The organism is Streptomyces sp. NBC_00988, assembly GCF_045162645.1.
Taxonomy (GTDB): Bacteria; Actinomycetota; Actinomycetes; order Streptomycetales; family Streptomycetaceae; genus Streptomyces.
Genome location: NZ_CP108730.1, coordinates 7,956,698 through 7,979,264 on the forward strand (window position 1 = coordinate 7,956,698; position 22,567 = coordinate 7,979,264).

At 69.9% G+C, this 22,567-nt stretch carries 20 protein-coding genes and 2 tRNA genes; 12 read left to right on the forward strand and 10 right to left on the reverse strand.

Translation table 11 applies throughout. The annotated features are described in order from the left end of the window. Together OG496_RS36715 and OG496_RS36720 are read right to left on the reverse strand one after the other, a co-directional pair. Positions 1-1,389: an AarF/ABC1/UbiB kinase family protein gene (locus OG496_RS36715; RefSeq protein WP_366489741.1), complete on the reverse strand. Its 1,389-nt coding sequence runs from the start codon at positions 1,387-1,389 to the stop codon at positions 1-3. After that, positions 1,382-2,608, reverse strand: coding sequence for a TOMM precursor leader peptide-binding protein (locus OG496_RS36720; protein WP_405973940.1), 1,227 nt, complete (start codon positions 2,606-2,608; stop codon positions 1,382-1,384). The genes OG496_RS36715 and OG496_RS36720 overlap by 8 nt, the downstream gene beginning before the upstream one ends. A gap of 218 nt (positions 2,609-2,826) precedes the next feature. Here OG496_RS36720 and OG496_RS36725 point away from each other — a divergent pair, with 218 nt between their 5' ends. The 4 genes from OG496_RS36725 to OG496_RS36740 all read left to right on the forward strand — a co-directional run bounded on the left by OG496_RS36725 (position 2,827) and on the right by OG496_RS36740 (position 6,684). Further along, positions 2,827-3,423, forward strand: coding sequence for a M48 family metallopeptidase (locus OG496_RS36725; RefSeq protein WP_262055785.1), 597 nt, complete (start codon positions 2,827-2,829; stop codon positions 3,421-3,423). Positions 3,424-3,536: 113 nt separating this feature from the next. Further along, positions 3,537-5,219, forward strand: coding sequence for a TerD family protein (locus tag OG496_RS36730; protein ID WP_405973941.1), 1,683 nt, complete (start codon positions 3,537-3,539; stop codon positions 5,217-5,219). An 11-nt stretch (positions 5,220-5,230) separates the two neighbouring features. Further along, the gene (locus OG496_RS36735) at positions 5,231-5,911 is read left to right on the forward strand and encodes an AIM24 family protein (RefSeq protein ID WP_329349496.1); all 681 of its coding nucleotides are present in this window, start codon (positions 5,231-5,233) and stop codon (positions 5,909-5,911) included. Between the two features lie 17 nt (positions 5,912-5,928). Further along, complete coding sequence (locus tag OG496_RS36740) at positions 5,929-6,684, forward strand: AIM24 family protein (RefSeq protein WP_318018716.1); 756 nt, start codon at positions 5,929-5,931, stop codon at positions 6,682-6,684. 80 nt (positions 6,685-6,764) lie between these two features. Here the strand turns inward: OG496_RS36740 and OG496_RS36745 are convergent, their stop codons facing one another. Further along, the gene (locus OG496_RS36745; protein WP_405973942.1) at positions 6,765-7,286 is read right to left on the reverse strand and encodes an NUDIX hydrolase; all 522 of its coding nucleotides are present in this window, start codon (positions 7,284-7,286) and stop codon (positions 6,765-6,767) included. Then, entirely contained in the window at positions 7,283-8,722 is a 1,440-nt protein-coding gene (locus OG496_RS36750) for a zinc-dependent metalloprotease (protein ID WP_399387122.1), read from the reverse strand. The genes OG496_RS36745 and OG496_RS36750 overlap by 4 nt, the downstream gene beginning before the upstream one ends. 192 nt (positions 8,723-8,914) lie before the next feature. Between OG496_RS36750 and OG496_RS36755 the strand changes: the two genes are divergently transcribed. From OG496_RS36755 to OG496_RS36770, 4 genes are all read left to right on the forward strand, one after another. Further along, the gene (locus tag OG496_RS36755) at positions 8,915-10,027 is read left to right on the forward strand and encodes an SDR family oxidoreductase (RefSeq protein ID WP_366489747.1); all 1,113 of its coding nucleotides are present in this window, start codon (positions 8,915-8,917) and stop codon (positions 10,025-10,027) included. 135 nt (positions 10,028-10,162) lie between these two features. Next, on the forward strand, positions 10,163-10,624 hold the full coding sequence (locus tag OG496_RS36760) for a molybdenum cofactor biosynthesis protein MoaE (protein WP_405973943.1): 462 nt from the start codon (positions 10,163-10,165) through the stop codon (positions 10,622-10,624). Between the two features lie 152 nt (positions 10,625-10,776). Then, positions 10,777-10,941, forward strand: coding sequence for a hypothetical protein (locus OG496_RS36765; protein ID WP_365305160.1), 165 nt, complete (start codon positions 10,777-10,779; stop codon positions 10,939-10,941). Between the two features lie 53 nt (positions 10,942-10,994). Next, complete coding sequence (locus OG496_RS36770) at positions 10,995-12,092, forward strand: PDZ domain-containing protein (protein WP_405973944.1); 1,098 nt, start codon at positions 10,995-10,997, stop codon at positions 12,090-12,092. A gap of 143 nt (positions 12,093-12,235) precedes the next feature. Here OG496_RS36770 and OG496_RS36775 read toward each other — a convergent pair whose 3' ends face one another. Next, positions 12,236-12,778 carry a PPA1309 family protein gene (locus OG496_RS36775; protein WP_366489750.1) on the reverse strand — a complete coding sequence of 181 codons (543 nt, stop codon included), beginning with the start codon at positions 12,776-12,778 and terminating at the stop codon, positions 12,236-12,238. A 174-nt stretch (positions 12,779-12,952) separates the two neighbouring features. Here OG496_RS36775 and OG496_RS36780 point away from each other — a divergent pair, with 174 nt between their 5' ends. The 4 genes from OG496_RS36780 (at position 12,953) to OG496_RS36795 (ending at position 18,353) form a co-directional block, all read left to right on the forward strand. Beyond that, positions 12,953-15,898, forward strand: a complete 2,946-nt coding sequence (locus OG496_RS36780) for a UPF0182 family protein (RefSeq protein WP_405976786.1) — start codon at positions 12,953-12,955, stop codon at positions 15,896-15,898. 44 nt (positions 15,899-15,942) lie between these two features. Then, positions 15,943-16,016, forward strand: a tRNA-Met gene (locus tag OG496_RS36785). Between the two features lie 205 nt (positions 16,017-16,221). After that, positions 16,222-18,090: a tetratricopeptide repeat protein gene (locus tag OG496_RS36790; RefSeq protein WP_405973945.1), complete on the forward strand. Its 1,869-nt coding sequence runs from the start codon at positions 16,222-16,224 to the stop codon at positions 18,088-18,090. A gap of 189 nt (positions 18,091-18,279) precedes the next feature. Continuing rightward, positions 18,280-18,353 (forward strand) — tRNA-Met (locus tag OG496_RS36795). Positions 18,354-18,401: 48 nt separating this feature from the next. Here OG496_RS36795 and OG496_RS36800 read toward each other — a convergent pair. From OG496_RS36800 to OG496_RS36820, 5 genes are all read right to left on the reverse strand, one after another. Further along, positions 18,402-19,547 (reverse strand): ABC transporter substrate-binding protein, encoded by a 1,146-nt coding sequence (locus OG496_RS36800; RefSeq protein ID WP_405973946.1) that lies wholly within the window; start codon positions 19,545-19,547, stop codon positions 18,402-18,404. Next, positions 19,544-20,407: an ABC transporter permease gene (locus OG496_RS36805; RefSeq protein WP_405973947.1), complete on the reverse strand. Its 864-nt coding sequence runs from the start codon at positions 20,405-20,407 to the stop codon at positions 19,544-19,546. Before OG496_RS36805 ends, OG496_RS36800 begins: the two co-directional genes overlap by 4 nt. Then, positions 20,404-21,198, reverse strand: a complete 795-nt coding sequence (locus OG496_RS36810; RefSeq protein WP_405973948.1) for an ABC transporter ATP-binding protein — start codon at positions 21,196-21,198, stop codon at positions 20,404-20,406. The genes OG496_RS36805 and OG496_RS36810 overlap by 4 nt, the downstream gene beginning before the upstream one ends. Positions 21,199-21,350: 152 nt before the next feature. Further along, positions 21,351-21,767 carry a Fur family transcriptional regulator gene (locus OG496_RS36815; RefSeq protein ID WP_328679190.1) on the reverse strand — a complete coding sequence of 139 codons (417 nt, stop codon included), beginning with the start codon at positions 21,765-21,767 and terminating at the stop codon, positions 21,351-21,353. Positions 21,768-21,918: 151 nt separating this feature from the next. Beyond that, positions 21,919-22,359 (reverse strand): cyclic nucleotide-binding/CBS domain-containing protein, encoded by a 441-nt coding sequence (locus OG496_RS36820; RefSeq protein WP_399387134.1) that lies wholly within the window; start codon positions 22,357-22,359, stop codon positions 21,919-21,921. Positions 22,360-22,567 lie beyond the last annotated feature (208 nt).

Here is a 22,567-nt window from a genome sequence, read left to right on the forward strand (position 1 = left end):
TCACGCCTCCGCCGCGGGGTCCTCCTCGTCCAGGTACTCCTCGTATGCGTCCGGGTCCTCCGGTACGAACCCCGGCAGCCACTCCTCCAGCTCATCGCGCAGCCGCACTGTCGCGCCCAGCTGACACAGGACGCCGATTGTGCTCAATGTCACCCGGTGTATCAGGAGATACGCCGGAGGCAGATTGAGCTGCTTGCCCAACTGGTGGGCGGGGGAGCGGGGGTCGGCGATACGGGCGGCTTGGCTGCGCATCCAGCCGCGGCTGAAGGTGAACGCGTCGACCTGGGCCGGCTCGATGATCGGCACGAGGTAGTCGAGGACGGCGTCGGGGTCCAGCTCTATCGACTCCTTGACGAAGCCCTCCGTGCGCAGCAGCTCGTAGACCCCCTCGGCGTCGCCGTCGAGCGTCATGCGCAGGGAGTCGCCGATGGGCGTCGGCAGACCGCCGGGGAGGCGGTCGACCGTGCCGAAGTCCAGGACACCCAGCCGCCAGTCGCCCTTGCCGTCCGGATCGGCGGGCAGCAGACGGAAGTTGCCCGGATGCGGGTCCGCGTGGAGGAGACCCGTGCGGGCCGGGCCGGAGAAGAGGAAGCGGGCCAGGAGCTGGCCTGCCCGGTCGCGCTGCTCCTGGGTGCCGTCGGCGATCACCTCCGACAGCGGGATCCCGTCGATCCACTCGGTGACCAGGACCTGGTCGCACTGGTGGACCACGGCGGGCACCATGACATCCGGGTCGCCCTCGAACTCCTCCGCGTGCGCCTGCTGGGCCTGTGCCTCCAGGCCGTAGTCCAGCTCCTCGGAGACCCGGTCGCGGAGCTCGGCGATGAGGGGCTTGATGTCCATCCCGGGGATGAGCGGGCCCAACAGGCGGGCGAATCGGCTCAGTTGGGTCAGGTCGGACAGGAGGGCCTCGCCGGCGCCCGGGTACTGCACCTTGACCGCGACCTCGCGGCCGTCGTGCCACACCGCCCGGTGCACCTGGCCGATCGACGCGGCGGCCGAGGGCTTGTCCTCGAACTCCAGGAACAGCTCGCGCCAGTCCTCGCCGAGCCGCTCCGTCAGCACACCGTGGACGGTGCGCGTCGGCATCGGCGGCGCGGCCTCCTGGAGCTTGGTCAGCGCGGCACGGTAGGGACCGGCGACCTCCTCGGGCAGCGCCGACTCGAAGACGGACAGCGCCTGCCCGAACTTCATCGCACCGCCCTTGAGCTCGCCGAGCACCTTGAACAGCTGCTCCGCCGTGCGCTGTTGCAGCTCGCGGCCGACGATCTCCGCGGACTCGCCCACGATCCGTTTCCCGAGCCCCCACGTCGCTCGCCCGGCGAAGCCGAGCGGGAGCGCGGCGAGCTTGGCGGTGCGGGTGACCGCCTTGCGGGGAAGATCAGACATGCGCCCTCCAAGTCCCGGCCGGCCGGGCCGAGTCTGCCTTACGGCGCACATCCCTCGACGGCCGGTCCCCTCCCATTGTCGCGTGTCGATCCTCGTCCGTAGAGGTGTGTCCCTCCTTACCTTTCTTCGTACCCTTCTCCGCGGCTCCGCACGGGCAGCCGGAATGCGCCCAGACCGGTCGCGCGTGCCAGTCCAGACCGGGCAGCGAGACCTCCCACCGCGCGCCCGCGCTCGACGGCGACCGCCCGTCCAGGAAGGTCAGCGCGTGCGCGGCCGCCAGCCCGGCGACGGTCGTGGCCAGCGTCAGGTCGCAGGGCCGCACCTGCGGCTGCCTGCCGGAGCGCCACTGCGCGACCAGACGCGGCCAGGTCGGATCACGGTCGGTGCGCGCGTGGTGCAGGCAGCCCGCGCAGGGCGTCTCGCCGGGCAGGACCAGCGGGCCCACGACTCCCGTGCCCTCCACGACACCGGCGTACAGATGAGGGGTCCCCGAGACGATCAGACCGGTGGCGGCGGCCGGGTCGGGCGCGTGCACGGCGACGTCGTCGCGCGGGGCGAGGATCACCAGGGAGTAACCCGGGTCGCTCTCCTCCGCCGCGGCCCGCGAGGTCCGGCGGGGCGGGCGGTCCGGTGCCGCCCGGCGTACCGCGCGGCGCGCCGCCTCGTCCCTGCGTTCGCCGACCGCCTCCGCGGGCAGCCCGCCCGGAGCGACGTCCCAGGGCTCGGTGTTACCACCGTCGCGCACGTCGACCTCGCCGATCCCCGCGCCCGACAACAGCGTGGCCAGCACCGCGCCCACTCTGCCCGCGCCTCTCACCTGTACCCGCAGTTCGCGACGCGCCGCCAGACGGCCCATCGACTCGCCCGGCTCGCCGGTGATCAGGGAGAGCGACGCGAGGTCCGGGCGCAGCCGGTCGAGGACGTCCGACTTCGCGCGGAGGGCATCGGCCGCGGGCCCGCCGCCCTTCGCGTCGTCGAGCAGACCCGCGTGCGTCAGCCCCTCCACCAGCTGGTCCACCTGGCCCTCGGGCAGATCCATCCGCTGCCCCTCCTCACGCAGGAGGGGCAGTCCGCGGGTGCCGTTGAGCAGGTCCAGGAAACTGCCCGTCGCCGTGTCCATCGGGCCCAAAGTCATGGCGTGCGCCGGTGTCATCCCGAACTGCACGGTGTGGAGATCGCGCCAGCCGCGCCGCAGCGCGGGCTTCACCATCGGATGCATGACAGGCCCCCGTAGCCCTAGGAAGTACGTCCCGTGTGCCGGCGGATCCGGTCGGTGCTCCGCCTGCGATGCCAGCCTGCCCGGCCCGGGCGTCGGGTGCAGAAAGTTGTCCACAGGCTGTGGGATTCGTCGTACAAATCAAACGCTTGGTGGCGGATCGATACCGAAACCGCCCCGGAGTCGGGACTTCCCGCGTGTGCAGAGGGTAACGTCGTGGCGTGCCCGCCGACCCACTGCACAGCGCCGGAAAACCACAGCGCAGTACGACGAGCCAGCCGCCAAGCGGCTCGGGGGCGAGCGCGATCGAGGTCCGCAGGAGTGCGCGTCGGCGCAGAACTGTCTCCGCGTACCGCGAGGGCGATCGCACCGTCGTGCTCATCCCCGCCCGCATGTCCGAGGCGGAGGAGAAGCGCTGGGTCACCGTCATGCTCGACAAGCTGGCCGCCCAGGAAAGCAAACGCGTGCTGGGTGACGCCGAGCTGTCCGAGCGCGCCGAGCGACTGTCGGCCCAGTACTTCGACGGCCGCGCCCGGCCCACCTCCGTGCGCTGGGTGACCAACCAGAACACGCGCTGGGGCTCCTGCACGCCCTCCGAGGGCAGCATCCGCCTCTCGCACCGGCTGCAGGGCATGCCCGAGTACGTCGTCGACTACGTGCTGCTGCACGAGCTGGCGCATCTCCTGGTGCCCGGACACGGGCCGCGGTTCTGGCGGCTCCTGGAGGCGTATCCGCGCACCGAGCGGGCCAAGGGCTACCTCGAAGGCGTGGTCGCGGCCGAGCGGCTGCCTAATCCGCCGGGCGCCCGCGACGAGTGAGGCCCTCTTGTGGGGGATTGTGTACCGGGTCTGTACCGACTTCCTCCGGTGTCAGTGATTGCCGTTAGCCTGGCGCGACTCACTTGCATCGGGATGGGGGACGGTCGTTACGCATGGCCAGGGAATTCCAACGCGGCCACAAGGCCAAGATCAGTGACCTCACCGCGGGCACGGATCTGTACGTAGGTGTGCAGATCACGGGCCCCGGACTGACGTTCGACATCAGCTGCTTCGGCCTCGACGCCGAGGAACGGCTCTCGGACGACCGGTACTTCGTGTTCTTCAACCAGCCGAAGTCCCCCGAGGAGTCCATCCAGCTCCTGGGTACCCAGGCGGGCGACTCGGAGTCCTTCCGGGTCACGCTCGACAAGATCCCGCCGCAGATCCACAAGCTCGCGTTCACGGCGACACTCGACGGCGCCGGGCAGATGTCGCAGATCGCCCCCGGGTACGTCCGGATCGTCGCGGGCGGCGAGGAGGTGGCCCGCTACTCGTTCAACGGTTCGGAGTTCACCACCGAGCGGGCCGTGATGCTGGGTGACTTCTACCTGAAGGACGTCTGGCGGTTCGCGGCCGTCGGCCAGGGCTTCGACGGCGGCCTCGAAGCGCTGCTGAAGAACTTCGGCGGCGAGGTCGCCGAGGAGGAGACGCCCGAGCCGCAGCAGGCGCAGCCCGCGCCGCCGCAGTCCGGTGCCGCCCCCGGCTTCGCCCCGCCCGCGTTCGGCGCCCCCGCGGCCCCGGCACCCGCCCCGGCCCCCCAGCCCGTCGCGCAGGGGTACACACCCCCGCCGGCGCCCGTGCCCTCCGTGCATGCCGCGCCGACCATCATCGCGCCTATGACCCCGCCCGGGGCGGGCACCGTGCCGCCCCCGGGTCCCGTGCCCGCGCCCTACGGCCAGCCGCAGGCGCCGTACGGACAGCAGGCCCCCGGTCAGAGCCCGCCTCCGCCGCCCGGCTACGCGCAGCCCCAGGCTCCGCACGCGCCGGGCCCGCCGCCCGGCTACGGTCAGCCGACTCCGCCCCCTGGCTACGGCCAGCCGCCCGTGCCTCCCGGCTACGGGCAGCAGCCGCCCGCTTTCGGGCAGGTCCCGGGGCAGGCAGCCGCCTACGGAGTGCCGTCGGGCGCTCCCCAGGGCGCCGGTGTGTCGGCCGCGCTGGAGAAGTTCAAGGAGACGCCCACCGGGCAGCGCTGGACGCAGCAGAACAAGAAGCTCGTCCGCGTCGACCTCGGCATCGGCGGCCAGCCCGTGCTCGCCCGCCAGGGCAGCATGGTGCTCTACCAGGGCAAGGTCGACTTCGGCTACAAGGGCGCCGGGTTCGCCGGGCGACTCGTGGGCAACGCGACCGGCCAGGAGATGCAGCTGATGCGCTGCACGGGCCAGGGCCAGGTGTTCCTCGCCGAGAACTCGACCAACCTGCACCCCGTTGAGCTCCAGGGGGATGCGATCTGCGTCTCCGCCGAGAACGTCCTCGCCTTCGACGAGAGCCTCCAGTACGAGGTCAGACGCATCGAGGGACACGGCATCCCCGGGGGCGCGCTGTTCACGATGCAGTTCCAGGGGACCGGCACCGTCGTCGTGAAGACCCACGGCGAGCCCGTCGTCCTGCCGGTCACGCCGACCACGTTCGCCGACTGCAACGCGGTCGTCGCCTGGTCCGCCGCCGCCCAGGTGATCGTCTCCAGCCAGGTCCGGATGCGTCGCAACGCCTATCCGGGCGACACCGGGGAGAGCGTCAACCTGCAGTTCCGGGCCGCCCCCGGAAACTTCATCGTCGTCCAGCCGTACGAGGTCTGAGGGAGCCCGTCATGAACCAGCCGCTCGCGGGCTACGCCCCCGCACCCGTCTCCGCCCGCATGGAGAACCACGGCAACAACATGCTGAAGGTCGCCATGCAGACCGGAAGCGACCTCTTCGCGCGCGTGGGCTCGATGATCGCCTACGAGGGCTTCATCCAGTACGAGCCCAACCCGCCGGCCGTGCGCCAGATCGCGCGTGACTGGATGACCGGCGAGGGCGCGCCCCTGATGAAGTGCTCCGGCGACGGACTGCTCTACCTCGCCGACTACGGCGCGGACGTCGTCGTGATCAACCTCAACGGCGACGGGATCTCTGTCAACGCCACCAACCTGCTCGCCTTCGACGCCCACCTCACCTGGGGCGTGGAGCGCGTCAAGGGGCTGGCGAAGTTCGCCGGCCAGGGCCTGTGGAACACCAAGATCACCGGCCAAGGCTGGGTCGCGCTGACCTCCCGCGGCAAGCCGATCGTCGTCGACTGCGGCGGCGGCGAGGACGAGACGTACGTCGACCCCGACGCGCTCGTCGCCTGGTCCCCGAACCTCAAGGTGAAGGGCAAGCGCAGCTTCAAGGCGCAGTCGCTGATCGGCCGCGGCAGCGGCGAGGCCTACCAGATGGCCTTCTCCGGGACGGGCATCGTCGTCGTCCAGCCCAGCGAGGACAGCACCGACCGTCTCCGGTTCCGGGGCTGAGGGGGGAACACGACACCATGCAGAGCCCGCTTTTCGCGTTCAACGACTCGCAGTCCCAGGACCGCTACAGCCTCCAGAACAAGCAGATGCTGCGCATCGTCCTGGAGGGCCACGACGACATCCTCGCCCGCAAGGGCACGATGGTCGCCTACCAGGGGCTCGTCGAGTTCGACGCCGAGTACCAGAACACCCAGCAGGCCTACGCGCGTGCGGCCACCGGCGAGGGCCTCAGCCTGATGCGCTGCCACGGGCAGGGCACGGTCTTCCTCGCCAACCTCGCCCAGCACATCCACGTAGTGGATGTGGAACAGGACGGCCTGACCGTCGACAGCAGCTACGTCCTCGCGATGGACTCCTCGCTGCACCACGAGGTCATCGCCGTGGACAGCCAGTACGGCATCTCCGGCTCGGGGAAGTACCAGCTCAACATCACCGGCCGCGGCAAGGTCGCCCTGATGACCTCGGGCGCGCCCCTGATGATGCAGGTCACGCCCGACAAGTACGTCAACTGCGACGCCGACGCGATCGTCGCCTGGTCCACCGGCCTGCGCGTCCAGATGCAGGCCCAGACGCACTCCTCGGGCGTGTGGCGGCGTCGCGGCAACACAGGCGAGGGCTGGGAGCTGAGCTTCATGGGCAGCGGCTACGCGCTCGTCCAGCCCAGCGAACTCCTGCCGCCGCAGAACGCCGCGATCGGCCAGGGCGTCGCCGCCCAGTTCGGCATGGGCCAGCACGGCGCGCACGCACAGAACCAGGGCAACGCCTGGAGCTGAGCGTCCGGAAAACCAACGTAAGGGGCGCCCGCCACTGCGGGCGCCCCTTACACGTTCAGCGCTTGCCACACCCCGCCCGCTCAGAGCCTGGCGCGCGTCGCCTCCAGCAGCCGTAGCACCGAATCGTCCGCTACGGCCGGTACCTCGTCGTACGGGAACCAGCGCAGGTCGAGGGACTCGTCGCTGATCTCCTGGACGGCGCCGGGGGGTGCCAGCACCGTGTACTGGACGTCGTAGTGGAAGTGGCACGGTGCCGGGATGCGATGGAGGTCGAGGCGGACCGGGCCGCCCGGCAGGAGGGTCAGTCCGGTGATGCCGGACTCCTCCGTGGCCTCGCGCAGGGCCGCGGCCTGCAGGGAGGTGTCCTCCGGCTCGCAGTGGCCGCCCATCTGGAGCCACATCCGCAGCTTCTTGTGCAGGGTGAGTAGGACCCTGCCGTGCTCCGGGTCGATCACCAGGGCGCTCGCCGTCACATGCCCGGCGTGGCAGGACTTCCACATGGCGTCCGGGTGGGCGGCCAGGTGGTCCAGGTAGGCCTGGCGCAGGTCCGTCTGGTCCTCGTAGCTCTTCAGTACGAGGACCGCGTCGTCGTACAGGCTCACTCGGTGTCGTCGTCCTCGGAGTTCTCGTCCTTCTTCAGGTTCGGCTTCTCCGCGGTGCCGCTCGCCGCCTCGCCGAGCATCTTGTCCAGCTCGGAGAAGTCCAGCTGCTCGCGGTGCACGAAGCCGTCCGGGTCGTCCAGGTCGGAGGCCGTCGGCAGCATGTCCGGGTGGGCCCACAGGCCGTCCCGGCCGTCGACACCGCGCGCGTCCGTGAGCGAGGCCCACAGGCGGGAGGCGTCGCGCAGCCGGCGCGGGCGCAGCTCCAGGCCGATCAGCGTGGCGAACGTCTGCTCGGCGGGACCGCCCGTCGCGCGACGGCGCCGAAGGGTCTCGCGGAGCGCGTCGGCGGACGTCAGGCGCGGCTTCGCGGCGGCGTGGACCACCGCGTCGACCCAGCCCTCGACGAGCGCCAGAGCCGTCTCCAGACGGGCCAGGGCGGCCTTCTGCTCCGGGGTGTCCTCCGGCTGGAACATGCCCTGCTGGAGCGCGTCCTGCAGCTGCTCCGGGTTCGCCGGGTCGAACTGGCCGACCACGTCCTCCAGCTTGGCGGTGTCGACCTTGATCCCGCGCGCGTACCCGTCGACCGCGCCGTACAGGTGCGAGCGCAGCCACGGCACGTGCGCGAAGAGGCGCTGGTGGGCGGCCTCGCGCAGGGCGAGGTAGAGCCGCACCTCCTCCTGGGGGACGCCCAGGTCCTTGCCGAACGCCTCGATGTTCAGCGGCAGCAGCGCGGCCTTGCCGACCGGGCCGAGCGGCAGACCGATGTCGGTCGAGCCGACGACCTCGCCCGCGAGCACGCCCACGGCCTGCCCGATCTGCGTGCCGAACATGGCGCCGCCCATCGAGCGCATCATGCCGATCAGCGGGCCCGCCATGGCCTGCATCTCCTCCGGCAGGACGTCACCCATGGCCGCGCCGACTCGCTCGGCGACCGGGTCCACGAGCTCCTTCCACGCGGGCAGGGTCGCCTCGACCCACTCCGCGCGGGACCACGCCACGGCGGTGCCGGCGCCGGACGGCAGCGACGTCGCGTCGTCCAGCCACAGGTCCGCCAGCCGCACGGCCTCCTCGACCGCGCTGCGGTCGGCGGGGCCGATGCTCGCGTCCTTCACGCCGTCCTGCGTGCCCTGGGAGACCGTCTGGCGGGCGATCTGCTTGGCCATGTCCCAGTTCACCGGGCCGCCCTCGTACGAGAGCATCTGGCCCAGCTGCTGGAACGCGGCGCCCAGGTCATTGGGGTTCAGCGAGCCGAACATGGCTGCGAGCGGATTGTCCGCACCGGGGCCGCCAAAGCCACCGGCACCTGGCAGGCCGCCGAAACCGAACGGGTTGGCCGGTCCCTGACCACCACCGCTCTCCTGGTCCTTCTTCTTGCCCTCGTCGCCGTCGTCCGGCTCCTCCGGCGGAAGGCCGAATCCGAATGGGGTGTCACTCACGGGATTCCTCGGCTGTTAAGGCCGCCGGTTCTCTCCGACGGCACGACTGCCCTTCAACACCACCCAGCGTAGACACCGCGGGCCGATCGAGCCTCGGTGCTTCGCCGAGACCCGGCCTGCGGCAGGATGGATGCCACCTGGTCCGGACGCGTCACGCGCATCCGTACTGAAGACAACCGCTGGAGACGCCCGGTGAGTTCCCCAGATCCGCAGGTTCGCGCAGCGCGAAACCACTCAACCAGTCCCGCCGTGCGCGGGCCCGTCGTCGCGGTCACCGGCGCCGCGTCCGGGATCGGGGCGATGCTGACCGAGCGGCTCGCCGCCTCCGAGGAGATCAAGCAGGTCATCGCCATCGACGAGCGGCGCGGCGAGTGCGCCGCGGCGCAGTGGCACATCCTCGACGTACGGGATCCGGCCATCGCGGAGAAGCTGCGCGGTGCGGACGTCGTCGTCCATCTGGCGCTGGACCTCGATCTGGAGACCGACCCGGCCGCCCGTTCGGCGTACAACGTGCGGGGGACGCAGACCGTGCTCACCGCCGCCGCGGCCGCCGGGGTCCACCGAGTCGTGCTGTGCACCTCGGCGATGGTCTACGGAGCGCTGCCCGACAACGAACTGCCGCTCTCGGAGGACGCCGAACTGCGCGCCACCGCGGAGGCCACCGGCGTCGGCGACCTCCTGGAGGTCGAGCGCCTCGCACGGCGTGCACCCCGGGCGCATCCCGGTCTCAATGTCACCGTCGTCCGCCCCGGAGTACTCGTCGGAGGCACTGACACCGCGCTGACCAGGTACTTCGAGTCGCCCCGGCTGCTGGTGGTGGCCGGGTCGCGGCCCGCCTGGCAGTTCTGCCACGTCGAGGACCTGTGCAGTGCCCTGGAGTACGCCGTCCTGGAGAAGGTCGAGGGCGAGCTGGCCGTCGGCTGCGACGGCTGGCTGGAGCAGGAGGAGGTCGAGGAGCTCAGCGGGATCCGCCGCATGGAGCTGCCGTCCGCGGTCGCGCTCGGCGCGGCGGCCCGGCTGCACCGGATCGGCCTCACTCCGTCCCCGGCGGGCGACCTGGCGTACACGATGTACCCCTGGGTGGTGAGCGGGAGCCGGCTGCACGACGCAGGCTGGCGGCCGCAGTGGACCAACGAGGAAGTGCTCGCGGAGCTGCTGGAGGAGGTCTCCGGGCGGCACACGGTCGTCGGACGACGGCTCGGCCGCAAGGACGCGACGGCGGCGGGTGCGGCGGGCGCGACGGTCGCGCTGCTGGGCGCGGCGGCGGTCGTACGGCGGGCGCGGAAGGCACGGCGGCGGATCTGACGGGTGGGCCCTTCCGGGACACCCCGAACTGGCTCCCGTAAATCGTGTTCCTGTAGAAGGCTCCAAGTCCCCACACGCGCGTGCTTGGTGAAAGTGCTATTCCTCGCTGTCCGCGAGGTGCGGCACGATGGAGGTATGGCACCCACGATCGACCATCCCGGTGAGCAGGCCGCGCAGGATCCCATCAAGCTGATCGGGATCCGGGAGACGCCGCTCTCCGTGGACGAGGTCTTCCGGGCCGTGGGGGACGACGCGGCCGGTGGGATGGCCCTCTTCGTAGGGACCGTGCGCAATCACGACGGCGGCGTCGACGTCGACGAGCTGGGGTACTCCTGCCACCCCAGTGCCGAGGACGAGATGCGGCGCGTCGCCGAGAAGGTCGTCGCGGAGTATCCGGTGCGGGCGCTGGCCGCCGTCCACCGTGTGGGGGATCTCGGCATCGGGGACCTCGCGGTCGTCGTCGGCGTGTCGTGTCCGCACCGGGGTGAGGCCTTCGAGGCGTGCCGGAAGCTGATCGACGACCTGAAGCACAAGGTACCGATCTGGAAGCACCAGAAGTTCTCGGACGGCACCGAGGAGTGGGTCGGCGCCTGCTGACGACAGCTCACCGACTTCTCACCGACCTCTGATCGGCTTCTCACCCGCCCTCCGGTTGCGTAACCGTCCCCCGGGCACGAGCGTTGTCAGTGGGGCTGGCTAATCTGCTGATCAGTCAGTTGAGGTCACTCATCCGGGGTTGGGAGGTCGGCATGGCGGCACTCGCCTGGTTGTTGATTCCGTTGGCGGCTGCGATAGGTGCCGGCGTGTGGGGCAGTTGGGCCAACCGGACGCGCAGGATGCGGAGCGACGGCCCGGAACTGGACGGCTATGCCCGGTTCCGCGAGGCCATGGAGAAGTCCCACTCCGGCACGTGATCGGAAGGCGGCCCTGACGGTGCGCTGACAGACGCGTCCCGTACTGTCGTGCCATGCCACGCCGCACCGCGACGATGCTCGCCTCCACCCTGATGCTGATCGCGCTCCTGTGCGCGGGAGTCCTCATCAACGTCCCGTATGCGGAGATGTCGCCGGGCCCGACGGTGAACACGCTCGGGGACCACGACGGCGAGCCGGTGCTGCAGATCACCGGGCGAAAGACCTACGCGACGACCGGTCACCTGAACATGACGACGGTCCGCGTCACCAGCGCCGACTACAACATGAACCTCATCGAGGCTGTGTACGGCTGGCTCGCCCACGACGACAAGATCGTCCCGCACGACACGCTGTACCCCGACGGCAAGACGGAGCAGCAGTCGACCCAGGAGAACGCCGAGGAGTTCAGCCAGTCCCAGGAGAGCGCCAAGGTCGCCGCCCTGGAGCAGCTGGGCGTCCCGGTGAAGTCCTGGGTGATCGTCTCGACGGTCGTCAAGGGCACCCCGGCCGAGGGCAAGCTGCACGCCGGTGACGTCATCAAGGCCGTCGACGGTACGACGGTGAAGCAGCCCGACGACGTCGCGAAGCTGGTCACCAAGCACAAGCCCGGCGAGAACGTCGTGTTCACCATCGTGCCCGCCAAGGAGCAGGCCGCCGCCGTGAAGGCGAACAAGACGGCGACTGCGGCGAAGAAGATCACGATCACCACCGCGACCTCCGACGACACCGGCACGAAGCGCGCCATCGTCGGTATCTCCGCCGGAACCGATCACACGTTCCCGTTCACCATCGACATCAAGCTCGCCGACGTCGGCGGCCCGAGCGCCGGACTGATGTTCGCGCTCGGCATCTACGACAAGCTCACCCCGGGCGACCTCACCGGCGGCAAGTTCGTCGCCGGCACCGGCACGATCGACGACGACGGCAAGGTCGGCCCGATCGGCGGCATCTCGATGAAGACGGTCGGCGCGCGCAGCAAGGGCGCCCAGTTCTTCCTGACCCCCGCCGACAACTGCGCGGAGGCCGCCAAGGACACCCCCGGTGGCCTCAGGCTCGTCAAGGTCAACACCATCAAGGACGCGATCAGCTCCCTGAAGCTGATCAACAGCGGCAAGACCGACGACCTGCCGAAGTGCAGCACCAAGGGCTGAACGAGCCTCTTCTTAAAACAAGCCCCTTCTTAAGAAGACCTCGCGTACGACTCAGAAGACCTCGCTACGACTCCGGGGGCGCCCTCAAGCAGAGGGCGCCCCCGGAGTCGTAGGCAAGGAACCGGAGTCGTAGCGGACGACTGTCAGTCCTCGAAGGTCGCCGACAGGGCCTCGGCGAGGCCGGGGACGAGGGCACCGCCCGTGAGGACCTCCGTGGGGGAGTCCTTCTCGCGCAGGCGCAGGGCCGAGTCGCGGGTGCCGTCGCGCAGGACCGCGACCGTCATCCGGACCTCCTGGCGGTCCGGGTGCTGGGCGACCCACTGGGTGAGCTTCTTCCCGCTCAGGCCCTCCGGGACGGAGGCCTCGGCGGACGGCGGCAGCATCAGGCGCTCGACCGTGAGCGCGCAGCCGGCCACCGCGTCGGGCCAGGCGATCGTGCCGAGGAACTCGTCCAGCGGCTTTCCGGCCGGAATCTCCTCCTGCTCGATCGGGGTGAGAGCGGTGGTCTCGGGCTCGTCCCGCAGGCCGAGTTGGGCCGCGAGGCCGGGTTCCTGGGCCCGCAGCCGCGCGGTGTCTACCAGGGCGAAGAGGCGAGCGGGCTGGTCCCAGCCGAGGCCCGAGGCGTACTCGTCGATCTCAAGTACGGCCCGGGTGAGCGGGTTCGCTGCCATGGGAGTGTTGGACATGGTCACAATCCTGCCTCGTTCATGGCCGGAATCGGGAACCGAGTAAACGGTGAGTAAGTTGCATAGGTGTGGGCCCGCGATCACGCGGGGCTACGGAAGGTCCGCGACACCGGGGACCTGACGCAACGACAGCGACCAACAGCGAACTTCGAGGTGCGCACCTTGGCTTTCCAGATGCCGGACCGCGGCGGAGGCCCGACAGGGCCGCGGATCAGAGTGGGCCGCCCGTCCCGGCGCGTCCGGACTTTGCTCATGACACTGGGCGTCCTTGCCGTACTCGGCATGGCGTTCACGATGTTCGCGGGCTTCTGGACGGACTGGCTCTGGTACCGGTCGGTGCATTACTCGTCCGTGTTCACCACCACCCTGACGACGAAGATCGGACTGTTCTTCGTCTTCGGCCTCCTGATGGCGGCCGCGGTGGGCGTGAACATCTGGCTGGCGCACCGCCTGCGCCCGCCGCTCAGCGCGATGTCGATGGAGCAGCAGAGCCTCGACCGCTACCGGATGGGCATCGCGCCGTACAAGAAGTGGCTGCTTCTGGCGATCACCGCCCTGGTCGGGCTGATCGCGGGCGCCTCGGCGTCCAGTCAGTGGCGGGTCTGGCTGATGTGGGTCAACGGCGTGCCCTTCCACCAGAAGGACCCGCAGTTCCACCTCGACGTGTCCTTCTACGCGTTCGACCTGCCCTGGTACCGCTTCCTGCTCGGCTTCGGCTTCGCCGCCGCGATCCTCTCGCTGCTCGCCGCCGCGCTGACGCACTACCTGTACGGCGGCCTGCGCATCACCAGCCCGGGCGCGCGCGCCACGGCCGCGGCCACCGGGCATCTGTCGGTGCTGCTCGGCATCTTCGTCGCCCTCAAGGCGGTGGCCTACTGGCTCGACCGGTACGGACTCGCGGTCAAATCCAGCGACTTCAAGGCGACCGGTGACTGGACGGGCCTGAGATACGTCGACGCGAACGCGTATCTGCCGGCCAAGACGATCCTGTTCTGCATCGCCGTCATCTGCGCGCTGCTGTTCTTCGCCACCCTGTGGCGGCGCACCTGGCAGCTGCCCGTCATCGGCTTCGGCCTGATGGTGCTCTCCGCGATCCTCATCGGCGGCCTGTACCCGGCGATCGTCCAGAAGTTCACGGTCCAGCCGAACGAGCAGGCCAAGGAAGCCCCGTACGTCCAGAAGAACCTCAAGGCGACGCGCGAGGCCTACGGCATCGACGACACCAAGGTCACGGAGTACTCGGGGACGAGCACCACCAAGGACAAGACCAAGCTGCGCTCCGACGTCGACTCCACGGCGAGCATCCGGATCGTGGACCCGAACGTCGTGTCGCCCACGTTCCAGCAGCTCCAGCAGATCAGGAACTACTACGCGTTCCCGACCAACCTGGATGTCGACCGCTACAGCGAGGACGGCAAGGACCAGGACACGGTCATCGGTCTGCGTGAGCTGAACCTCAACGGCATTCCGAAGAACAACTGGATCAACGACCACTTCCGCTACACCCATGGCTACGGAGTGGTCGCCGCCAAGGGCACCGAGGTCGACTCCGAGGGCCGCCCGGTCTTCACCGAGTCCGATCTGCCGTCCACGGGTGACCTCGGGACGTACGAGCAGCAGATCTACTACGGCGAGAAGACCACCACGTACTCGATCGTCGGCGGTCCCCAGAAGGAGATCGACTACTCCGACGACAGCGGCGAGAAGACCACCAGCTACACCGGCAAGAGCGGGGTCAACCTCTCCAACCCGCTCAACCGGGCCGCGTACGCGGTGGCGTTCAACGAGCCGCAGATCCTGTACTCCGGTGCGATCGGCGAGGGTTCGCGGATCCTGTACAACCGCACGCCCAAGGAGCGCGTCGAGGCGGTGGCGCCCTGGCTGACCATCGACGGTGACGCCTACCCGGCGGTCGTGGACGGCCGTATCCAGTGGATCGTCGACGCGTACACGACGAGCAACGGATACCCGTACGCCTCGCGTACGACCCTCGGGGACACCACGGCGGACTCGCTGACGGCGACCAACAACAACCGCGCGGTGGTGGCCCAGCAGAACCAGGTCAACTACATCCGCAACTCGGTGAAGGCGACCGTCGACGCGTACACCGGTGCCGTCAAGCTCTACCAGTGGGACACTGAGGACCCGGTCCTGAAGACCTGGATGAAGGCGTTCCCGAACACGGTCGAGCCCAAGAAGGACATCTCGTCCTCGCTGATGGCCCATCTCCGGTACCCGCAGGACCTGTTCAAGGTCCAGCGCGAACTCCTCACCCGCTACCACGTGACGGACGCGCAGACGTTCCTCAGCGGCAGCGAGGTGTGGCAGGTCCCGAACGACCCGACGAACCAGTCCAACAGCGCGGTGCCGCCGTACTACTTGAGCATGAAGATGCCGGACCAGTCCGCGCAGGCCTTCTCGTTGACGACGACGTTCACACCGAACGGCAGAGACAACCTCAGCGCCTTCATGGCCGTCGACTCCGAGGCCGGCACCCCGGACTACGGCAAGATCAGAATCCTGAAGCTGCCGACCAGCACGACCGTCGGCGGGCCTAAACAGGTGCAGAGCGCCTTCAACTCCCAACAGGACATCGCGGAATCCATCAAGCTGCTCAAGGGCGGCGACTCCGACATCGAGTACGGCAACCTGCTGACGGTGCCGCTCGACGGAGGACTGCTGTACGTGGAGCCCGTCTACGTACGCGGTGGTGGACTCAAGTACCCGCTCCTGCGCAAGGTGTTGGTGGCCTACGGGAACAAGACCGCCTTCGAGGACACCCTGGACGAGGGGTTGAACAAGGTCTTCGGGGCGGAGAGCACCACGACTCCGCCACCGGACGAGACCACCACTCCACCGACATCCAGCAACCCCACGGTCCAGGCCGCGTTGACCGACGCCCAGAAGGCATTCGACGCCGGGCAACAGGCGTTGAAGAAGGGCGACTGGGAGGCGTACGGGCAGGCGCAGAAGGATCTCCAGTCCGCGCTGCAGCGGGCCGAGGACGCGCAGGCCGCCGCCGACAAGAGCAAGAGCGGCAGCGGTAGTAGTGGCAAGAGCACCAGTAGTCCGAGTCCCAGTAAGAGTCCCAGTCCGAGCAGCAGTCCCAGCAGCGGATAGGGAAAAAGCCCACCTCACGCCGTGGTACGGTTGCAACACAACGGCGCGGGGTGGAGCAGCTCGGTAGCTCGCTGGGCTCATAACCCAGAGGTCGCAGGTTCAAATCCTGTCCCCGCTACTGATCGCGAAGGCCCGGATCCTTTAAGGATCCGGGCCTTCGCGCTGTGCGAACGCATGTGCCGACGAGGGTGACGGCCGTGCCGCCGGGGGGACTTGGTGAAACCGTGTTTGTGTTGTCTCTCTGTGGGCATGTCGACAAAACGCTGTAGAGACCTCACTGGCTGCGGTATACCAGGTGTACCCAGGTTGCAGGTGGTGCGACGATGGACGTTATGGGGGACAAGGCAACTCTGTTGGATACAGGGCGTTTTGTGCAGCCTTCCGACCGGGACGAGTCCGGTGACGGGGAGGTTGTCGACGAGGCACGCACACGGCTCGCCGCACAGGCCGGCGACGTCGAGGCGACGAGTGTCCTCGGAGCGATGCTGCTGCGCCGCGGTGATCTCGACGGAGCCGAGCCCCTGCTGCGTGCCGCCACCGCCGAGGGCGACCGGGCCGCGGCCAACAACCTCGGCGTCCTCCTGCACCAGCGCGGATACACCGACGAAGCTGCCGGCTGGTGGCGGATCGCCGCCGTAGCGGGGTCCGCGGCCGCCGCGCACGCGCTCGGCCGGTACCACCGCGAGCGCGGCGACGAGCCCGCCGCCGAGTACTGGCTGCGCCAGTCCGCCGAGCAGGGGCACGCGCTGGGCGCGTACGCGCTCGCCGATCTGCTGGAGCACCGCGGGGACACCGCGGCCGAGCGGTGGATGCGGTCCGCCGCCGAGCGCGGGCACCGCGAGGCCGCGTACCGGCTGGCGCGGGCGCTCGATCGGCAGGCGCCGCACGAGGACGAGCGTGAGTACGGGGCCGGGGGCGGGCGTGGGGCTGGGGGTGACAACGGTGTCGCATCGGCCCCAGGAACCTCTGGAGTCCCGGGGTCCCCGGGCAACGAGGCCGAGCAGTGGTACCGGCAGGCCGCCGCGCGTGGACATCAGCGGGCCGCGCTGCAGCTCGGGGCGATCCTGGAGAAGCGGGGTGAGCTCAAGGAGGCCGGGCGCTGGTATCTGACGTCCGCGAAGGACGGGGAGGCGCGGGCCGCCTGCGCGCTCGGGTTCCTGCTGCGCGACGCGGGCGACACCGAGAGCGCCGCCGTGTGGTGGCTCCGGGCCGCCCAGGACGGCGACGGCAACGCGGCCAACGCGCTGGGCGCGCTGCACGCCGAGCGCGGTGAGACGCAGACCGCCGAGCGGTGGTACCGGGCCGCGATGGACGCCGGTGATGTGAACGGCGCGTACAACCTCGGGCTCCTCTGCGCCGAGCAGACGCGTACCGCGCAGGCCGAGCAGTGGTACCGGCGGGCTGCCTACGCCGGGCACCGGGAGGCCGCCAACGCGCTGGCCGTGCTGCTGCTCCAGGGTGGTGACGCGACCGGGGCGGAGCCGTGGTTCTCCAAGGCGGCGGAGGCCGGGAGCGTGGACGCGGCGTTCAACCTCGGGATTCTCTTCGCCGGGCGGGGCGACGAAGGTGTCGCGCTGCCCTGGTACGAGCGGGCCGCTGCCGCCGGGCACACCGAAGCGGCGTTGCAGGTCGGGATCGCCCGGCTTCGGGACGGGGACGAGCGGGAGGCCGAGCGGCATCTGCGGTGTGCCGCGGGTGGGGGGAGCGCGGAGGCCGCCTATCGGTTGGCCTCGGTGCTCGATGCTCGGCGGCCGCCTGCGCCCGCGCATGAGCTGGGGGAGCAGGTGCACGAGAAGACCGAGTGCGAGGAGTGGTACGAGCGGGCGGCTTCTCAGGGACATCGGCGTGCGCAGGTCCGGGTCGGGATGCTGGCCGCCGCGCGGGGCGATGTCGTCGAGGCGGCTCGGTGGTACCGGGAGGCTGCCGAGGCCGGGTCTCGTAACGGGGCGTTCAACCTTGGGCTGTTGCTGGCCCGGGAGGGGAGTGAGCCGGAGGCTGCCGTGTGGTGGGCCCGGGCTGCGGATGCGGGGCATGGGCGGGCGGCGTTGCGGTTGGCTCTGGTGTACGCGCGTCGGGGGGAGCTGGCCGAGGGGCAGCGGTGGGCTGATCGGGCGGTGACGCTGGGGCCTCGGGAGGTTTCCGAGCGGGCGGCTCGGTTGCGGGACGCGTTGCGGCAGGAGCTGACGGCGTAGTTTTTCGCCCCCGCCGCCCCTACCCGTCCCATCACTGGGGGCTGCCGCCCCCAGGCCCCCGCTTCGGCCTGGACGGCCTCGTCCTCAAACGCCGGACGGGCTGGGTGGTGGCGGCCCGCGTCGAGAAGCTGAGTTGATAAGCGATTTGCTTCTGTCCGCCCGTCTGACGTAGCGTTGCAATCACAACGGCGCGGGGTGGAGCAGCTCGGTAGCTCGCTGGGCTCATAACCCAGAGGTCGCAGGTTCAAATCCTGTCCCCGCTACTGAAGACCGAGGGCCGGAATCCGAAAGGGTTCCGGCCCTCGGTGTTTCTACGGTTGGTGGCCCACCGCCTCTTCGTACAGCGAGCGGTCCACCGTCCTGGATTCCGGCAGTGCCGCCCCCTTGGAGACGCCCGCCGCCTTGTACGCGGCCTGAAGCCGGGTCGTCGTCCCCGCGCGGATCTCCCAGTCCATCGTGAGCGACGGGGTCGACTTGAGGACCGCCTCGTCCGTCTTCAGGAGTTTCGCCAGGTAGGCGACGAAGGACGCGTCCGCTTTGTAGTCGCCCGCGAAGTACGTGTTCACCGTGCGGATGTAGGCGCGGAGGAGGGCCACGCCGGCGTCCACGTCGTCGTTCAGGAGGCTGGGGCCGTACAGCATGCCGCCCAGGGGCTCGCCCAGCGGTTGGCCGCCCAGGAAGGCGTACTGGGGGTTGTCGTCGACCTTGCGCCAGACCGGGTCCAGGAGCCAGGCCGAGTCGACGCCGCCGTTCTGGAGGGCGGTGAGGACGTCGGCCGAGCCGAGTTGCTGGTACTGGATCTTGTCGAGGCCGCCGCCGTGGGTGGCCAGGGCCTTTTCCATGGGGTACGCGATCACCGAGCCCTTGCCGATCATCGTGCCCATCCTGCGGCCCGCCATCCTGACGTCCGCCGCCGCCTCGCCCTTCTTCAGCTTCACCCAGAGGCCGCTCTTCGACTTGGGGTCGGGGGAGAAGTTGCCGGCGACCCACTTGATGTCGAAGCCGCCCTTGACGCCGTTCATGACGGCCGCCTCCGGGGCCGCCCAAATCGCGTCGATGTCTCCCTTGGCCAGCAGCGGCAGCGCGTCCGGAGTCGGGAGGACCTTGAGTGTCACGTCCAGGCCCTCCTTCTTGAACTCGCCCTTGTCGACGGCGACTTCGAGCGGGGCTACGTACTCCGCGCTCAGCGTTCCCGTCGCGATCGTCAACTTCCCTGTCTTGGGGAGTGGTTGGGCGGAAGGGGCGAGGGGTTCGCAGCGGGCCGGGACGCGGGTGGGGGAGAGGTCCGCCGGATCCGTCCAGGAGGACTTGCCGCAGCCGTCCACCGGTGTGACCGTGCGGTGGCCCGCGGCGGTCGTGCCCGAAGTCCCGCTGTCCCCCGCGTACTTGGACGAGCAGCCCGCCGACGCCAGCAGGGCCGCCACGACAACCGCCGTACCGTACACACGCCTTCTCATGACTGGCCCCGTCCTCGGTCCCTCGGTGCCCACGGTGTGAGCAACCGGCCTGCCACACGAACCAGTTCGGAGAAGACGACCCCCAGGACCGCCACGCACACGATGCCGACGAACATCACGTCGTTCTCGAACAGGGCGCGGGAGTCGAAGATCAGGTGGCCCAGGCCGTTCGTCGCCGCGATCTGTTCCGAGGCGACGATGACCAGGACCGCCACGCCTGCCGCTATGCGTGCGCCCACCAGGACCGCGGGGAGGGAGGCGGGGAGGAGGACGTGGCGGAACATCTGCCATGGCGTGGCGCCGAAGACCTGGCCCGCGTCCCGGTGGCCGGACGGGATCGCCACCACCGCCGACATCGTCGAGATCCAGACGAAGAAGAAGACCGTCGTCGCGACGAGCGCTATTTGCGGGCCTTCGCCCAGGCCGAACATGTTCAGGAAGACGGGGAGCAGAGCCAGTTTCGGTACGACGTACAGGGCGTCCAGCAGTGGTTCCAGGGCGGCCCGGACCAGGGGCAGGGAGCCCATCAGCAGGCCCAGGGCGTAGCCGGTCGCCGTGCCCAGCGCGTAGCCGCCCAGGACGCGTTTGGTGGTGGCCCAGACGTCCGGCCAGAGGTCGCCTGCCGCCGCCCTGGACCAGCCGTCGGAGAGGATCGTGGACGGGGACGGGTAGACGCGGGGGTCTATCCAGCCCTGGGTGGCGGCCAGTTGCCACCAGAGGATCAGGGCGAGGGGGATCGCCACGGCGAGGGTGAGTTCCAGGGCGCGTCGGCGGCGGTGGGTGCGCAGGGGGTGGAGCTCGTGGGGGCCGGGGCGGCGGACCAGGACCGACTCCTGGCGGTCGGGGGCGACAGTGGTCATGCCGGTACCGCCTCCTTCCGCAGCAGCTCCCACAACTCGCTTTTCAGCGCGGTGAATTCGGGGGTGTCGCGGATGTCGCCGGTGCGCGGGCGGGGGAACGGCGGGCGGTGTTCGGCGATGATCCGGCCCGGACGGGCCGACATCACCAGGACACGGTCACCCAGGACCAGCGCCTCCTCCAGGCTGTGCGTGATGAAGAGGGTGGTGGTGTGCAACGTCTGTGTGAGGGCGAGGAGTTCGTCCTGGAGGATCGTGCGGAGTTGCGCGTCCAGGGCGGCGAACGGCTCGTCCATGAGGAGCAGTTCGGGCTCTACGGCCAGTGCACGGGCGATGGCCACCCGCTGGCGCATGCCGCCCGAGAGGGTCGCCGGGTAGGCGTGCGCGAAGTCGGCGAGGCCCAGGCGGGTCAGCCACTCGGTGGTGCGGGCGTTCGCCTCGCGGCGCGGGACTCGCTGGATGTCCAGGCCGAAGCGGACGTTCGCCCTGACCGACTTCCAGTCGTAGATGCCGTAGTCCTGGAAGATCATGGCCGCCGGGCTGGCCACGCGGCGGAGCCGCGTATCGGATTGCGGCGACGTGCGGATCTCCAGGGTGCCGGTGGTGGGGCGCAACAGGCCTGCGGCTATGCGGAGGAGGGTGGACTTGCCGCAGCCGGAGGGGCCCACCAGGCAGACGAACTCGCCTGGGGCGACGGTGAGTTCGAGCGGGCCGAGGGCGTTCACCTGGTGCGGGGGGCGGCCGAAGGTGCGGGTCAGTTGGGTGGCGTGGAGTTTTGGGTGCGGGTCTCCCACGGTTGCTCCTCGCGGAGGGCGGTACGTCTGTCCGGACGGGTGGGGGGGTGCCGCACGACGATATGACGGTCCGTCAGATTCGGGAAGCCTGTACGCAGCACAAAGCCCCGGCGTCCGTGTCGAACGGATACCGGGGCCTGTGAAGGGAGTCGCTACGCGCTCGCGCAGTTCGGGCACAGCCCGCGGTACGTCACCTCTACGTCCGAGACCGTGAAGCCGAAGCGCTCCGAGTCGGGGAGGTCGGCGAGGGGGTTGCCGCCCGGGTGGACGTCGCGGATCTGGCCGCACTGGGCGCAGACCAGGTGGTGGTGCGGGCGGTGCGCGTTCGGGTCGTAGCGCTTGGCCCGCTTGTCGGTGGAGACTTCGAGGACCTCGCCGAGCGAGACCAGCTCGCCCAGCGTGTTGTAGACCGTCGCCCGGGAGATCTCGGGGAGCTTGGTCACGGCGCGGGAGTGGACCTCGTCGGCGGTCAGGTGGACGTGGTCGCCGTCGAGCACTTCGGCCACGACGCGCCGCTGTGCGGTCATCCGCCATCCGCGTCCGCGCAGCCGCTCCAGAAGGTCACTCATGCGTGCCAGCTTAACAGCAGGGTGACCAGTTTCCGAATAGGTGTGACTTTGGAGGGGTGCTGGACTTGGACTCAGTCCAAGTAGCATTCCGGCGCTGACTCCGGCTCCGGCTCCGGCTCTGGCTTCGGCTTCGGTTCGGTCCCGTCCGCCGTCAGGCCGGTACCTGCTGTCGCGCCGGTGCCCAGCAGCGGATGATGTCGCGGACCGAGACGATGCCGGCGGGCTCGGCGCGGTCGAGGACGATGAGGTGGCGGAAGCCGCCGTGGGCCATCGCGCTGGCCGCGTCCTCCAGGGTCCAGGCCGGGGTGGCGAAGACGACGTCGGTGGTGGTGTGGGCGTGGGCGCGCTCGGTGTCCGGGTTCTGGCCCCGGCCGAGGGAGTTGAGGATGTCGCGTTCGGTGAGGATGCCGATGCCGCCGGCGTCAGGGTCGAGGACCACGGCCGCGCCGACGTGGCGCGAGGCCATCAGGGCGGCTGCCTGGCGGAGGGTGTGGGCGGGGCCGATGGTGAGGACCACCGTGCTCATGGCGTCGCGGACCAGCGTGGACTGTGGAGTGGATCGCGGTGTGGGTTGCGGCGTTGGATGCAGCATGGGATGAGGCCACCTCCTAGTGGAATCCGCGTGGTTCACGGAACCCGGGCCCGTTGCTTGCCGGTCCAGGTCCGTTAGTTACCGGATTCACAAGTTCACAAGTGGGGGGACTCTCAGAGTTGCAGGTAAAGCACGGGTCAACAAGAGGGCGCGTGCGGCCGGTTGGGGGCGTGCGCGGGCGTCCCGTGGTGCTCAGTAGCGCATGTAT